Source organism: Oleiphilus sp. HI0080 (assembly GCF_001635135.1).
On the sequence record NZ_LWFU01001062.1, the window covers coordinates 15,001 to 29,015 of the forward strand.

At 48.5% G+C, this 14,015-nt stretch carries 14 protein-coding genes; 9 read left to right on the plus strand and 5 right to left on the minus strand.

Going from position 1 to position 14,015, the window contains the following annotated elements; translation table 11 throughout:
• Positions 1–68 precede the first annotated feature (68 nt).
• From cpdA to A3751_RS19755, 7 genes are all read left to right on the plus strand, one after another.
• Positions 69–866 carry a 3',5'-cyclic-AMP phosphodiesterase gene (gene cpdA, locus A3751_RS19725; RefSeq protein WP_068458643.1) on the plus strand — a complete coding sequence of 266 codons (798 nt, stop codon included), beginning with the start codon at positions 69–71 and terminating at the stop codon, positions 864–866.
• A complete protein-coding gene (locus tag A3751_RS19730; RefSeq protein ID WP_068458644.1) occupies positions 856–1,443 on the plus strand; it encodes a YqiA/YcfP family alpha/beta fold hydrolase in 588 nt (195 codons plus the stop codon). The genes cpdA and A3751_RS19730 overlap by 11 nt, the downstream gene beginning before the upstream one ends.
• A gap of 62 nt (positions 1,444–1,505) precedes the next feature.
• Positions 1,506–2,594 (plus strand): glycine cleavage system aminomethyltransferase GcvT, encoded by a 1,089-nt coding sequence (gene gcvT, locus A3751_RS19735; RefSeq protein ID WP_068458645.1) that lies wholly within the window; start codon positions 1,506–1,508, stop codon positions 2,592–2,594.
• 43 nt (positions 2,595–2,637) lie between these two features.
• Positions 2,638–3,036, plus strand: coding sequence for a glycine cleavage system protein GcvH (gene gcvH, locus A3751_RS19740; RefSeq protein WP_068458569.1), 399 nt, complete (start codon positions 2,638–2,640; stop codon positions 3,034–3,036).
• 92 nt (positions 3,037–3,128) lie between these two features.
• Positions 3,129–4,499 (plus strand): aminomethyl-transferring glycine dehydrogenase subunit GcvPA, encoded by a 1,371-nt coding sequence (gene gcvPA, locus A3751_RS19745; RefSeq protein ID WP_068458646.1) that lies wholly within the window; start codon positions 3,129–3,131, stop codon positions 4,497–4,499.
• A complete protein-coding gene (gene gcvPB, locus A3751_RS19750; protein ID WP_068458647.1) occupies positions 4,499–5,950 on the plus strand; it encodes an aminomethyl-transferring glycine dehydrogenase subunit GcvPB in 1,452 nt (483 codons plus the stop codon). The genes gcvPA and gcvPB overlap by 1 nt, the downstream gene beginning before the upstream one ends.
• Positions 5,951–6,032: 82 nt before the next feature.
• Positions 6,033–7,220 carry a class I SAM-dependent rRNA methyltransferase gene (locus tag A3751_RS19755; protein WP_068458648.1) on the plus strand — a complete coding sequence of 396 codons (1,188 nt, stop codon included), beginning with the start codon at positions 6,033–6,035 and terminating at the stop codon, positions 7,218–7,220.
• On the opposite strand, the gene A3751_RS19760 is transcribed toward A3751_RS19755, so the two are convergent.
• Complete coding sequence (locus tag A3751_RS19760) at positions 7,162–8,085, minus strand: imelysin family protein (RefSeq protein ID WP_068458649.1); 924 nt, start codon at positions 8,083–8,085, stop codon at positions 7,162–7,164. The two genes, A3751_RS19755 and A3751_RS19760, sit on opposite strands and share 59 nt — an antisense overlap.
• A 31-nt stretch (positions 8,086–8,116) precedes the next feature.
• Positions 8,117–8,773: an HAD family phosphatase gene (locus tag A3751_RS19765; RefSeq protein ID WP_068458650.1), complete on the minus strand. Its 657-nt coding sequence runs from the start codon at positions 8,771–8,773 to the stop codon at positions 8,117–8,119.
• Between the two features lie 220 nt (positions 8,774–8,993).
• On the opposite strand from A3751_RS19765, the gene rppH reads away from it, so the two are divergent.
• Complete coding sequence (gene rppH, locus A3751_RS19770) at positions 8,994–9,479, plus strand: RNA pyrophosphohydrolase (protein WP_068458651.1); 486 nt, start codon at positions 8,994–8,996, stop codon at positions 9,477–9,479.
• A gap of 22 nt (positions 9,480–9,501) precedes the next feature.
• On the plus strand, positions 9,502–11,805 hold the full coding sequence (gene ptsP / locus A3751_RS19775; RefSeq protein WP_068458652.1) for a phosphoenolpyruvate--protein phosphotransferase: 2,304 nt from the start codon (positions 9,502–9,504) through the stop codon (positions 11,803–11,805).
• Positions 11,806–11,890: 85 nt separating this feature from the next.
• On the opposite strand, the gene A3751_RS19780 is transcribed toward ptsP, so the two are convergent.
• From A3751_RS19780 to hslV, 3 genes are all read right to left on the minus strand, one after another.
• Positions 11,891–12,229 carry a gamma-butyrobetaine hydroxylase-like domain-containing protein gene (locus A3751_RS19780; RefSeq protein ID WP_068458653.1) on the minus strand — a complete coding sequence of 113 codons (339 nt, stop codon included), beginning with the start codon at positions 12,227–12,229 and terminating at the stop codon, positions 11,891–11,893.
• 6 nt (positions 12,230–12,235) lie between these two features.
• Positions 12,236–13,573, minus strand: coding sequence for an ATP-dependent protease ATPase subunit HslU (gene hslU / locus A3751_RS19785; protein ID WP_068458654.1), 1,338 nt, complete (start codon positions 13,571–13,573; stop codon positions 12,236–12,238).
• Between the two features lie 13 nt (positions 13,574–13,586).
• A partial coding sequence (gene hslV / locus A3751_RS19790) for an ATP-dependent protease subunit HslV (RefSeq protein ID WP_068458655.1) occupies positions 13,587–14,015 on the minus strand: 429 nt, incomplete at its 5' end.

The following is a 14,015-nucleotide window of genomic DNA, read 5'->3' on the forward strand; positions in this document are numbered from 1 at the left end:
GAATAAATTGTAAAATAATGCAATCCGCGACTATCCGTGGTCTGCAAAACACTTAGAGCCGACGACAAATGCAAGAGAAGGGAAGTGCAGTTAAGGTGCTGCACATAACGGACTGCCATCTCAATGAAGATCGCAGCAAAGACTTGTTGGGAATGAATACCTACGAAAGTCTGATTGCTGTGCTTAACGAGGTTAAAGCCGAAGGGATCGCGCCGGATTGCATTTTGGTGACGGGCGATATTTCGCAGGATGGTTCCATCGCTGCGTATCAGACAATGAAAGATGAGCTCGCTGAATTTGAGTGCCCAATTCGCTGGTTTCCCGGAAACCATGATCACCGCCAGAATATGTCTCAGGTGATAGGAGAAAGTGCGGAGCTTGATAAAGTCTTAAAGCTTGGTGCGTGGCAGTTGGTCCTGCTGGACTCCCTGTCTCCTGGCAATGTTTATGGAGAGTTGGCTCAGTCAGAGCTAGACGTGTTAGACGCCACATTACGTTCAGACAAATCGCATGCGCTTGTTTGTTTGCATCACCACCCTGTTGAGATTGGCGCACGATGGCTTGACCGTATTGGTTTACGTAATCCTGAGGCCTTTCTTAATATGGTTGACTCGAATGATCATGTCGAGGCCGTGTTGTGGGGGCACATTCATCAGGAGTTTGATGAGCAGCGCAGAGGCAAGCGCATGCTAGCAACACCTTCGACCTGTATTCAATTTAAACCAAAGTCTGATAATTTTGGACTCGATGAAGTCGCTCCGGGTTATCGCTGGCTCAAGTTGTATGAAGACGGTTCGATCGAAACAAATGTGCAGCGCGCAAATAGTTTTGAGTATGAACTTGATTTAAAAAGTAATGGTTACTAAATCCTTACTCTATTTGCACGGATTTAATAGCTCTCCCGCCTCAGTCAAAGCCTCACAGGCGCAAGTCTATTTCAACCAAAGTCAGCGGTATCATCTCGAAGTTCCTGCTTTGCCTCCTGAGCCTAAACAGGCTATTACCCTTCTCAGGGGTATGATTGAGAGCGGCGATATTTCAGGTGTGATTGGTAGTAGCCTTGGTGGATATTACAGTTTGTTTTTACATGCCGAATATGAATTGCCTGCTGTATTAATCAACCCGGCAGTAAAACCGTTCGAATTGCTGACTGATTACATCGGTACAAACACCAATATGTACACAGGTGAGCGATATGAGGTAAAAGCGGAGCATATGCAGCAGTTGCTCGAGCTGGAATCGTCCCCTGATGCTTTGGATTTATCGCACCTTTTTCTTTTAAGTGAAACCGATGATGAGGTGCTCGACTATCGTGAGGCTGCAAACAAGTTAGTGGGGGCGAAGATGTCTTTGACGCGCGGTGGCGACCACTCCTATCAATCATTCGCCTCGCATCTTCCGGCTATTCTAAGTTTCTTTGACCGAATTTTATTCAAAAGCTAGTTTTTACTGCGCTTGTTTCGGTAAAATGCCCGCCTACTCAAACTCGCTACCGGAGCCTCTCTGTGGGTAACAAAACTCCTTTGTATCAGGCGCACCTTGATTCAGGTGCTAAGATCGTTGATTTTGGTGGCTGGGACATGCCAATTCATTATGGCTCCCAGGTAGAAGAACACCATTTTGTTCGTCAAGACGTGGGTATGTTCGACGTATCGCATATGACGATTGTAGATCTCACAGGTCCTGATTCTGAATCCTATCTTAGAAAGCTTTTGGCCAACGACGTCGCTAAACTGAAAACTATAGGCAAAGCGCTCTATACCGGCATGCTCAATGAGCAGGGCGGAGTTATTGATGATCTCATTGTTTATCGAATGCCTGAAGGATTTCGATTGGTCGTGAATTGTGCGACACGAGAGAAAGATTTGGCATGGATGGAAGCGCAAATTTCCGGTTTTGACGCCTCTTTAACGGAGCGACCAAAGCTAGCTATGGTCGCTGTGCAAGGGCCGAAGGCGCTTGAGCTTTGCCAGCAAGTCGCGACTTCTGCTGCACAAGTGATTGCAGGTTTAAGTGTGTTCCAAGGGATTGAACATGAGGGTTGGATGTTCTGTCGCACAGGGTATACCGGTGAGGATGGTCTGGAAATTATGGTGCCAGACGACCAAGTAAGCGCTTTCTGGAAAGCGCTTGAGACTGCGGGCGTTCATCCTTGTGGGCTTGGTGCCCGTGATACCTTGCGTTTAGAGGCAGGGATGAATCTTTACGGCTCTGATATGGACGAGAGTGTATCGCCTCTCGAAGCGAATATGGCGTGGACGGTTGCTTGGTCCGATGATCGGGATTTTATTGGCAAACCGGCGCTTGAAGCTCAGAAAAGTGCAGGGTGTAAATTCAAGCAGGTAGGCTTAGTGCTTGAAGCGCGAGGCGTGTTGCGTGGACATCAAAAAGTGTTGGTTGAGCATAATGGTGAGACGCTTGAAGGTGAAATTACTAGCGGCACATATAGCCCAACATTAGGTTACTCTGTCGCACTAGCGAGAGTGCCTGTTCAAGTTGGAGAAACATGCGATGTTGAAATGCGTAACAAGCGCGTGCCTGTAAAAGTTGTAAAAGCTCCGTTTGTACGTAATGGCAAACGGGTCTACGAATAATTTTAGAATTAACGGTGCCAGCCACCGAGTTTAGGAGATAACCATGAGTAATGTACCGAGTGAACTGAAATACTTGTCGAGCCATGAGTGGGTGAGACTGGAAGCCGATGGCGAAACAGCAGTAATCGGAATTACCGATCACGCTCAGGAATTACTTGGCGACGTCGTTTTTGTAGAGCTTCCTGAAGTAGGGACAGAGCTTGCGGCTGGTGACGAAGCAGGTGTTGTGGAGTCAGTAAAAGCCGCCTCAGATATCTATGCGCCGGTGAGTGGTGAGGTGTTAGAGATTAACGAAGGGCTTGAAGAAGCGCCAGAAATCGTCAATAGCGAGCCTTATGACGATGGTTGGTTCTTTAAAATAAAGCTGTCAGATTCGAGTGAACTTGCCTCACTTCTTGATGCGGACGCGTATGCGGATGTCTGCGAAGCTGACGACCATTAGATAATAGTTGTGAGAGCGCGTTTACGCGCTCTTTTTGATTTACACGTTATATCTTTTGTCCCGTCTAGGGACATTTGTTTTTAGGAGCTAGCATGCCTTTTGTTCCTCACACCGATGCCGACGTTGCAAAAATGCTCGGCGTCATAGGCGTTGATTCGATTGATCAGCTGTTTGACGAAATTCCAGAACACTTACGGGCCAAATCTTTTGATGTGCCGGAAGGGTTGTCAGAAATGGATATGATGCGCCTCATGAATGAGCGCGCAACCCAAGACAGCGGCGCTCTGTGTTTTATTGGTGCTGGTGCGTATGAACATCATGTTCCGGCCGCAGTTTGGGATATTGCAACCCGTGGCGAGTTCATGACCGCATATACACCTTACCAAGCGGAGGCAAGCCAAGGAACGCTGCAGCTGATTTATGAGTACCAATCTATGATGGCTGGACTTACCGCGATGGATGTCTCCAACGCTTCATTGTATGACGGTGCCTCCGGTATGGCCGAAGCGGTTTTGATGGCGATACGAGCGAATCGCAAATCAAAGAGTAAACGCGTCTTGGTTGCTCGTTCTGTTCATCCTCTTTACCGCAAAGCGACAAAGAGCATTGTTGAGAATCAGGGCATTGAATTGGCCGAATTGGCCATGGATCAGCAGGCGCTGACTGTTGACCACCAAGCATTGGAGCAGCACGAGGGTGAGGATTATGCTGCATTGGTGATCGCGCAGCCCAATTTCTTTGGTAGCCTTGAGCAAGTGGATGCTTTGACGGATTGGGCTCATGAGAACGGGATGCTGGTGATCGCGGTTGTTAACCCAACGTCGCTTGCTGTGCTTAACCCTCCAGGTGAGTGGGGAGCGAACGGCGCGGACATTGTTGTCGGTGAAGGTCAGCCTCTGGGGGTGCCTTTGGCGTCTGGTGGCCCTTATTTTGGTTTTATCTGCTGTACCAACAAACTAGTGCGTCAGATGCCGGGTCGAATTATCGGTAAAACAGTCGACACCGACGGCGTAGAGGGTTACGCATTGACATTGCAAGCACGCGAGCAGCACATCCGTCGTTCGAAAGCCACTTCAAACATTTGCACGAACCAGGGCTTAGCGGTGACAGCTGCGACCATTTATACCTCGTTGCTTGGTAGTGAAGGGCTTGAGCGAGTGGCGGCCCATAGCCATAACAATACCCAAAGCCTTGCGCAAAAGGCGGAAGGAGTTGATGGTGTGCGTTTAGCTGCTCAGAAAGCCAGCTTTCATGAGCGAGTGCTGCTGTTGGACAGGCCCGCTGAGAAAGTGCTTAAAGCCATGGCCGCCAAAGATGTGTTGGGCGGCCTAGATTTGGAGCCTTATTATCCGGAGCTTGGTTCTGCGATTTTGTTTTGTGCAACCGAAACCAAGTCCGAAGCGGATCTTGATAAGTATATTGATGCCCTTAGTCGCGCTGTTTCAGAAGTGGAGGCCGCATAATGTTGATTTTTGATAAGAGTGCAGAAGGCCGCAGAGCAACAGCGCAGGCTCCGGCAAGCAAGCCGGAACTCGCAGATATTCCGGCTGAGTTTCGTCGTGAGACCAAAGCAAGTCTTCCGCAAGCATCTGAATTACAAGTTGTTCGTCACTTTACGAACTTGTCTCGCAAGAACTTTTCTATCGACACCATTTTCTACCCTCTTGGGTCATGTACGATGAAGTACAACCCTCGTGGTGCGCACCGTGCTGCCAGTCTTCCTGGACATTTGGCGCGCCATCCTTTGGCGCCTGAATCTCATAGCCAAGGTTATTTGGCTTGCGTTTATGAGCTGCAGGAAATCCTTAAGGAAGTGACGGGTATGGCCGGCGTTTCATTGACGCCGATGGCTGGTGCGCAAGGTGAGTTCGCTGGGGTCGCAATGATCAAGGCGTACCACGAAGCGCGCGGAGACAGCGCTCGTCAAGAGATTATTGTTCCAGAAGCAGCGCACGGAACGAACCCTGCCACCGCTGTCATGTGTGGTTACAAGGTGCGTGAGATTCCGGTTCGAGCGGATGGTGATGTTGACCTAGAAGCATTGAAAGAAGCCTGCGGACCTCAGACGGCAGGCATTATGATGACGAACCCTTCGACGTGTGGTGTGTTTGAGCGTCAAATTGAGCAAATTTCTAAGACTGTTCACGAAGCGGGTGGTTTGCTTTATTACGATGGTGCGAACTTAAATGCCATTCTGGGTAAAGTGCGCCCAGGTGATATGGGTTTTGATGTTTTGCACATGAACCTCCATAAAACCTTTGCGACCCCACATGGTGGTGGTGGCCCAGGTTCTGGCCCTGTGGCCGTCGGTGAGCGTTTGTTGCCGTATTTGCCAACGCCGATCGCTGGCAAAGCCGAAGATGGGTCTTTGCGCTGGGATGGCGAGGATGTTATTCCTGATAGCATTGGGCGATTGAGCGCATTCATGGGGAATGCGGGCATTATCCTGCGTGCTTATGTCTATGCTGTTCTTTTGGGGCGCGAAGGCTTAAGAAGGGTTGGGGAGTATTCGACATTGAACGCAAACTATATGGCTGCGCTGATGTCGAAGGCCGGATTTAAACTTGCATACCCAGAGCGTCGTGCAACGCATGAGTTTATTGTGACGCTTAATTCGCAGGCAAAGCATCTTGGTGTGAATGCGATGGATTTTGCGAAGCGTTTGCTCGATTACGGCTATCACGCACCAACGACGTACTTCCCGCTGTTGATTCCCGAATGCTTCTTGATTGAGCCGACTGAAACTGAGTCGATTGAAGAGCTTGAAGGCTTTGTTGCTGCAATGGAGAAGATTCAGAAAGAAGCTGAGGAAACGCCAGAGCTGGTGAAGAACGCACCATACACCCAACCAGTGAAACGTTTGGATGATGTAAAAGCGGCTCGAGAGCTCGACGTAAATTATTGGGCAGACTAAGGTCTGCTTCAACACAACAGTATCAAGACGCGCATGCTGTCATCAGCGTGTGCGTTTTTTTTCGCCTAAATGGGGCTAGACAATGCAAACGATGATTCTAAGAAAAGGCGCTGAAAAACGCTTAAAGCAAGGCCACCTTTGGGTCTACAGCAACGAGGTTGACGTTAAGAAAACGCCCTTGAGAGGATTCGCCGCTGGTGAACAATGCACGATTGAGTCGCACTCTGGGCAATTTCTTGGCGTTGCTTTCGTCAATCCGAATACGCTTATTTGTGGTCGTTTATTTAGTCGCGATAAGCAAGCGGTTTTTGATCGGTCTTTGATCGCGCATCGCCTAAATATTGCTTTGTCTCTTCGCGAAACACGCTTTGATGTGCCTTGCTATCGTCTCGTTTTTGGTGATAGCGATGGCATGCCAGGCTTGGTGATTGATCGTTTTGACCAAGATTTTGTGGTTCAAATATCTATCGCCGGTATGGAGATGTTAAAGGACGATATTCTGGCGGTGCTAGAGAAAAAGCTCAAACCACGTTCGGTGTTGTTCAAAAACGATGGCAAGATGCGAGAGTCAGAAGGTCTAGAGAATTATGTAGAGCAGGCTACAGGTGAGTTACAAGAGGCGGAGCTCGTTGAGAATGGAGTCCGCTTCGTTGCGCCCGTTCAGCAAGGTCAGAAGACCGGCTGGTTTTATGATCATAGACTTGGGCGAGCAGCCCTGAAGCCATATGTGAAAGGCAAAAAGGTTCTAGACCTTTTTAGTTATGTTGGTGGTTGGGGTGTTCAAGCGGCGGCATTTGGTGCTTCAGAGGTGACATGCGTTGATAGCTCACGTTTGGCTTTAGACTATGTGCATAAGAATGCAGAGCTCAATGGTTTGCAGGATCAGGTAACGAGTATCGAGGGCGATGTGTTTGAAGTGTGCAAGGCGTTACGCGAGCAGGGAGAGCGCTTTGACGTGGTGATTGCCGATCCGCCAGCGTTTATTCCGCGCCGTAAGGATCAAAAAGCCGGTGAGATCGCCTATCAGCGACTGAACCAGATTGCGATGCGCTTGCTTAATAAGGACGGTCTGCTCGTATCCGGCTCGTGTTCGATGCATTTGCAGGAGTCGACGTTACTCGAGATTGTTCGAAAAACTGGCCGAACGCTGGAGAAGGAGCTTCAGTTGATTGAACGTTTTCCTCAGGGGCCGGACCATCCTATTGTTCCAGCTATTCCGGAGACGAACTATCTGAAGGCGATGTTTTTTCGGGTGCTTCCTCAGTCATAGGTGGCGTTTCGCTTTTTTGCAACGCATCAAGGCTGAGCCAAAACGCTTTGATGTGTTTTGCACCCGATTCCCCTGAGTGATCTCTTTCTTTTTCTAGATACTCTTCCATGACGCGCTCATCGTTTAGGAACGCCAAGCGAACCGGTTTTGATTTTTGCCACCAGAGAGTTTGTTGCTCAATGTCGTTTTGCAACTGCGTTGCCAGAAGTGCGAGATATGCTGAGCGACGTTGTGCAGCGAGTTTTTGTTTTTCCGTTCCTTCAATCGTAAATCGACGCCATGCTGCTATTGGGGAAGATGGATCGCCGGTCAGGATAAATTCGTAGGGGTGAAAGCCGAGGGTGAGGTATAGCTCGTCGCTAAATTGGTGCTCGTCCTCAAGCGTCTTAAGGTTAATATTCATCTCGGAATGTATGAGTCCGCTGCTCGGATAGCCCTCAACGCTATCAAGGTAGCCGGGAAGCATTGGAAATGCATCAATTAACAGGTTTGAGGCACTTTGACCTGAGGCAAGGAAAAGCACCGCCGATGCAAGCCGATAAGATTGATGTGCTTTTTGGTATGTTTGAAGTAGGTCTGCGTGTCCTTGCTCGGTTGGTGACGCTAAAAAGGCCTTGGTTTCCGTGTTGAGCGCATTCGCTTGTGTCGCAGCATCAAGAAGCTTCGCCTCAAGTTCCAGAACAAGTGACTTAGAAGGCTTCTCCAGATTTTTGCTGGTCGTCTCAAGCTCCATCTGTGCTTCGAGAGAGGTCTCTACGTTTTTTTCGTGTTCAGAGCTAGTTGGCTTGGCGGGATTGCAAGCACTAAGCATCACGCAGGCGAACGCAAATAGGCTTCTTATCGCGTAGTAACGGGTTGCTGTCATTCGTATTCGCGTTTTCATTGTTTTTGTGTGATTAGTCTCTGAGAGAAATACATTTCCAGTTCTTTTGCTTTGCATGATCCAGAAGTTGCTCATCGCCATCGACGACCATCGGTGTATCCACTAACTCGAGCAGCGGGATATCATTATGTGAGTCGCTGTAAAAGTAGGCACCATGTAGGTCATGTCCAGTCTCTTTTAGCCAGTCTTGTAGGCGGGTTACTTTGCCTTCTTTAAAGCTGGGTACACCCGCACTTTTACCTGTATAGCGGCCATTGACTTGCTCAACTTCGATCGCTAGCAAGTTGTCGATTCCGAATTCGTTTACGATTGGTTCAGTTACAAAGCGATTCGTTGCTGTGATGACGAGCAATGTATCGCCCTTTTTGCGGTGTTCTTCAATGAGCTGCTTTGCTTTTGCCAGCATGATTGGTCGAATGATGGCGGCCATGAATTCTTCGTGCAATGCATCGAGTGTCGCGATGTCATTTTCGGCTAGAGGTGAAAGCGAAAACTCGATGTACTTGTAGATGTCTAGTTTTCCATCCACGTAGTCTTGATAAAATTCATCGTTCTTTTGCTTAAACAGCTCTGCATCGACTATGTTTTTTTCTACTAAAAACTCACCCCAAAGGTGGTCGCTATCTCCTGCGATAAGGGTGTTATCAAGATCAAATATAGCCAATGCCACGTTATCAACTCCGAGTAAAATTCTACAACGTTGCTAAGCATACCAGTTTGCCCAAAAGAGAAAATGAAAAACTCGGAAGGGAGATGTAAATGGCCAAGATTTAAGGGTATACCAAGAGGATTCTCAGCGCCTGGGCACGGATTTGTAGTGACGCTTTCGTTTGCCGCGCCTTATTTTTTCTGAAAGAATGGAAGAAACGATTTTTATGAAAGGATAGGTTGTGATTGATTCTGACGGCTTTCGGCCAAATGTCGGAATTATTCTCGCCAACCAAAAAAACGAGGTGCTTTGGGCGCGTAGGGTCGGTCAAAATTCTTGGCAGTTTCCGCAAGGGGGTATTAAGCCTCATGAGACGCCTGAACAGGCGCTCTTCAGGGAACTGCATGAAGAAGTTGGGCTGATCGAGCGAGATGTCGAAATCATAGCGCAGACCGATGGCTGGCTTCGGTATCGATTACCGAAACGACTGATAAGGCATAACTCTCATCCGGTTTGCATAGGACAAAAACAGAAGTGGTTTTTGTTGCGCATGCTAGGCGAAGACTCGCAGGTTTCGTTTAGCAACGGAGAAGCGCCGGAGTTTGATGGTTGGGAATGGGTTAGTTACTGGTACCCGTTAGGGCAGGTAGTCTCATTCAAGCGGGAAGTATACCGACGGGCAATGAAGGATTTGTCGAGCAATTTGTTTTTACTCGATACTAATTAGAGTTTCTTAGAGGAAGTATTTAATGCTGGCAGTCCTGCGTGGCATAGTACAGGAAGTCAACGCAGCTGCAGACCTGAACGAGGCTTTGCAGCTCATCGTCACGCGTGTTCAAGAGTCTATGAAAACAGATGTATGCTCCATTTATCTGTTGGATGCAAACCAAAATCGCTATGTGTTGATGGCTACTCAAGGGCTAAATGATGATGCCGTGGGTAAGGTGACGCTTGGTTACTCTGAAGGCCTCGTTGGCCTTGTAGGCGTTCGTGAAGAGCCTATTAATCTTGAGCAGGCTCAGGAGCATCATCGCTATAAATATTTTCCAGAGACGGGCGAAGAGCGCTACGAAAGCTTTCTAGGCGTACCGATCATCCATCACAAAAAAGTGCTCGGCGTTATTGTGGTTCAACAAGCGTCTAATAGTCGGCGTTTTGATGAGGGCGAAGAAGCCTTTTTAGTGACTGTTTCTGCTCAGCTAGCGGGCATTATTGCCCATTCTGAGGCAACAAGCGCCTTTATTGGTCCTTCCTTAATCGCCACGAAAGAACAAGATCTTGTTTTCAAAGGTGTGGCTGGCTCTCCTGGTGTCGCCATAGGTCAGAGCATTGTCATGTTTCCTCCGGCTGATTTTGACTCCGTCCCTGAGCGATCAAGTAGCGATATAGATGCGGACTTGAAGCTCTTTGACGGTGCAATCGATTCTGTGCGAGTTGATATCCGTCGAGTTGGCGAACGTTTGTCCAGCCAGTTGCGGCCAGAAGAGCAGGCTTTGTTTGATGTTTACATCGGGATGCTGGATGACAAGGCGTTGGCTGGAGAGGTGCAAGACAAAATCCGTGCGGGATCTTGTGCGCAAACCGCCTTGAAGCATGTCATCAAAGATTACGCGAGCCACTTTGAGATGATGAGCGACTCATATCTACGAGAACGCGCGGTTGACATAAAAGATTTGGGTCGTCGCATTCTCAGCTACTTGCAAGAGCGAGAGGTGGTCGATCAGTCCTACCCTGACAAAACGGTTTTGGTAAGTGATGAGCTGACGCCAACCATGCTTGGAGAAGTGCCGCGAGAAAACCTCGTCGGGCTTGTTTCAATTAAGGGTTCGGGAAGCTCTCATGTGGCGATACTTGCGAGGGCAATGGGCATACCGACGGTTATGGGTTTAGTCGATGTTCCATTGACCAAGCTTGATCAGCGAGAGATGGTCGTAGATGGTTATAACGGCGATATCCTGATCTCTCCTTCTGATGAACTTAAAGATCATTACTCGGCGGTGCTTAATGAGGACCGTGAGCTCGATGAAGACCTCAAGAGCATTATTGACTTGCCGTGTGAGACACTTGATGGTCATCGCGTCCATGCGTGGGTTAACACAGGCTTAATGGCCGATGTAGTACGTTCACTGGATCATGGTGCTGAAGGTGTTGGTTTATACCGGACCGAAGTGCCGTTCATGATCAACGAGCGCTTTCCGAGTGAGTATGAGCAGATGCTTTATTATCGGGAGCAGCTGGAGGCGTTCGCGCCAAACCAAGTCACGATGCGTACCCTGGATATTGGCGGTGATAAATCATTGCCTTACTTTCCTATTGACGAAGAGAATCCTTTTCTAGGCTGGCGTGGTATTCGCGTCACGTTGGACCACCCTGAAATTTTTCTGGTTCAAATGCGCGCCATGCTAAAGGCGAGTCAGGGCCTGAATAATTTGCGAATTATGTTACCCATGGTTTCAAGCGTTAATGAGGTCGAAGAAGCGCTGCATTTGATTTACCGCGAGTATCATGAAGTGAGGTCTGAAGGCTATCAGGTGAATATGCCGCAGGTTGGTGTCATGATCGAAGTGCCGGCGGCCGTGTATCAGGTGCGAGAGCTGGCAGAGCGTGTTGATTTTCTGTCTGTTGGGTCAAATGATTTAACCCAGTATTTACTCGCGGTTGATCGAAATAATCCGCGCGTTGCCTCGCTTTACCATTCTTTTCACCCAGCGGTTTTGCAGGCGCTGAACAAAATCGCTGCTGACTCTAAAGATATGCATGTCCAACTGAGTATTTGTGGAGAGTTAGCGGGCGATCCGGCGGGCGCAGTGCTCTTAATGGCCATGGGATATGACGCGCTATCAATGAATGCGTCTAATCTGTTGCGTGTGAAAGCTGTTCTTCGCGGTATAAGCTTGGCTTGGGCTCAGGACTTGCTCAAGGAAGTGTTATCCCTTGACTCTCCTTACATCGTTCAGAGTGCATTGAATCTCGCGTTGAAAGAGGCTGGCTTTGAGAAGTACTTACGACGCTCTCGTGTGGCTGATGTGAAGTCGTCTCGTGAAAGTCACTAAAGCAGGTCACTAAGGCAAGCCACGGAAGTAATTCACTAGGTGAAGTCAGAAAAGAAAGGCGGTGAAATGCAGCTGTTAGGATGTCTTATCTAGAGCGCCCAGCTTTGTTCAAATCGTTCAGGTATCGCTGCCATAGCAGCTCTTTCTCGACACAAAGCTTACGCAAATAGTCCCAAGTGTATAAGCCAGAGTCGTGCCCATCATCAAAGACCAGTTTTAAGGCGTAATTTCCAGCTTGCTCCACGCCCTTTAGTAATACGTTTTTCTTACCAAACTGCAGGATCGGCTTACCATGACCTTGCACTTCTGCAGATGGCGAGAGCACTCTAAGATATTCAAAGCTTAGCTCGTGGCTAGTACCATCTGGGTACTGTAATAACAGTACCCGAGATTGTTGTTTTGCCTCAACTCTTGAAGGGATCATGGCGCTTTATAGGATGTATTGGCTGAGATCTTCATCTTCGGCGACTTCATTTAGCTGCTCGTCTACGTAGTTTGCTGTTACTTCAAAGTCGTCTCTGACTTTATCGCCTGCATCAAATGAGACTTGTTCCAACAGTCGTTCCAAAACGGTATGTAAGCGGCGGGCTCCGATGTTTTCGGTGCTTTCATTTACCTTCCACGCTATGTGGGCGATGCGATCGATCGCTTCTTCAGAAAAGCTAAGTTCTAGACCTTCTGTTTTCATCAGTGCCACGTATTGGTCGATTAATGACGCGTTTGGCTCGGTGAGAATACGTTTGAAGTCATTGGTGCTAAGGGCTTTTAACTCAACCCTTATCGGCAAACGCCCTTGTAGCTCTGGAATAAGGTCGGAAGGCTTGGCAAGGTGAAAAGCGCCAGAGGCGATAAACAGGATATGATCTGTGCGAACGGGACCGAGTTTTGTTGTGACGGTGCTGCCCTCAATCAAAGGAAGCAAGTCACGCTGCACGCCTTCACGTGACACCTCGCCCGAACCGGTTTCAGAACGTTTGGCTACCTTGTCGATTTCGTCAAGAAAGACAATTCCGTTTTGTTCAACCGCTTTGACGGCTGCCGCTTTGATTTCTTCTTCGTTGATCAGTTTCGCAGCTTCTTCTTGCTTTAATTGTTTGAAGGCATCTGAGACTTTGAGTTTTTTGCTCTTTTTCTTATCCCCTGTCATGTTTGAAAACAGGCTTTGCAGTTGATTCGTCATATCTTCCATGCCGGGAGGAGCCATGATCTCAACGCCGACTGGAGCGCTGCTGAGCTCGATGTCGATCTCTTTGTCATCAAGCTCTCCTTCGCGTAGTTTCTTTCGAAAGATCTGCCGGGTGCTCGACTCTTCTTGGATTTGTTCGTCGACGATTGAGCTGCCGGCGGATCGAGCGGGACGAAGCAGAGCGTCGAGAATGCGATCTTCTGCAAGATCTTCTGCACGCATTTCAACTCGTTTGATTTCTTTCTCTCTGAAAAGCTTCATTGAGTTTTCGGCGAGATCTCGGATGATCGAATCGACGTCTCTACCGACATAACCGACCTCAGTGAACTTTGTCGCCTCAACTTTAACAAACGGAGCGTCAGCAAGCCTTGCGAGCCGGCGTGCGATTTCTGTTTTACCAACGCCCGTTGGGCCAATCATTAAAATATTTTTTGGCGAAACCTCATCTCGAAGATCTTCGTTTAACTGCATGCGACGCCAGCGATTACGCAGAGCAATTGCCACCGCACGCTTGGCTTCATCTTGTCCAATAATATGTTGATTTAGCTCATGTACGATTTCGCGAGGAGTCATATTGGCCATAGTGTTTTGCCCTTTACTTCAGTTCTTTGATGGTGCGTTGGTCATTAGTGAAGACACAAATGCTGGCGGCGATATCGAGACCTTTTTCAACGATATCTCGAGCGCTCAATTCTGTGTTATCGAGCAGCGCTTTTGCGCTTGCTTGCGCAAAGGGGCCTCCTGATCCAATTGCTATCAAGCTGTCCTCTGGCTCAATAACATCGCCATTGCCGGTAATAATGAGCGAGGCATCTTTGTCAGCGACTGCAAGCAGTGCTTCAAGTCTGCGTAATGCTCTATCCGTACGCCAATCTTTTGCAAGTTCTACGGCCGCTTTCACAAGATGACCTTGATGCTTCTCGAGCTTTGCTTCAAAGCGCTCAAACAGTGTGAATGCATCGGCAGTGCCTCCGGCAAAACCCGCAATGACTTTGCCGTTATACAGGGTTCGCACTTTTCGCGC

Bases quoted from the DNA above. Each gene is read 5' to 3' on its own strand.
- cpdA (WP_068458643.1), top strand. From the start codon at position 69: ATGCAAGAGAAGGGAAGTGCAGTTAAGGTGCTGCACATAACGGACTGC.
- A3751_RS19730 (WP_068458644.1), top strand. From the start codon at position 856: ATGGTTACTAAATCCTTACTCTATTTGCACGGATTTAATAGCTCTCCC.
- gcvH (WP_068458569.1), top strand. From the start codon at position 2,638: ATGAGTAATGTACCGAGTGAACTGAAATACTTGTCGAGCCATGAGTGG.
- gcvPA (WP_068458646.1), top strand. From the start codon at position 3,129: ATGCCTTTTGTTCCTCACACCGATGCCGACGTTGCAAAAATGCTCGGC.
- gcvPB (WP_068458647.1), top strand. From the start codon at position 4,499: ATGTTGATTTTTGATAAGAGTGCAGAAGGCCGCAGAGCAACAGCGCAG.
- A3751_RS19755 (WP_068458648.1), top strand. From the start codon at position 6,033: ATGCAAACGATGATTCTAAGAAAAGGCGCTGAAAAACGCTTAAAGCAA.
- A3751_RS19760 (WP_068458649.1), bottom strand. From the start codon at position 8,085: ATGACAGCAACCCGTTACTACGCGATAAGAAGCCTATTTGCGTTCGCC.
- ptsP (WP_068458652.1), top strand. From the start codon at position 9,502: ATGCTGGCAGTCCTGCGTGGCATAGTACAGGAAGTCAACGCAGCTGCA.
- A3751_RS19780 (WP_068458653.1), bottom strand. From the start codon at position 12,229: ATGATCCCTTCAAGAGTTGAGGCAAAACAACAATCTCGGGTACTGTTA.
- hslU (WP_068458654.1), bottom strand. From the start codon at position 13,573: ATGGCCAATATGACTCCTCGCGAAATCGTACATGAGCTAAATCAACAT.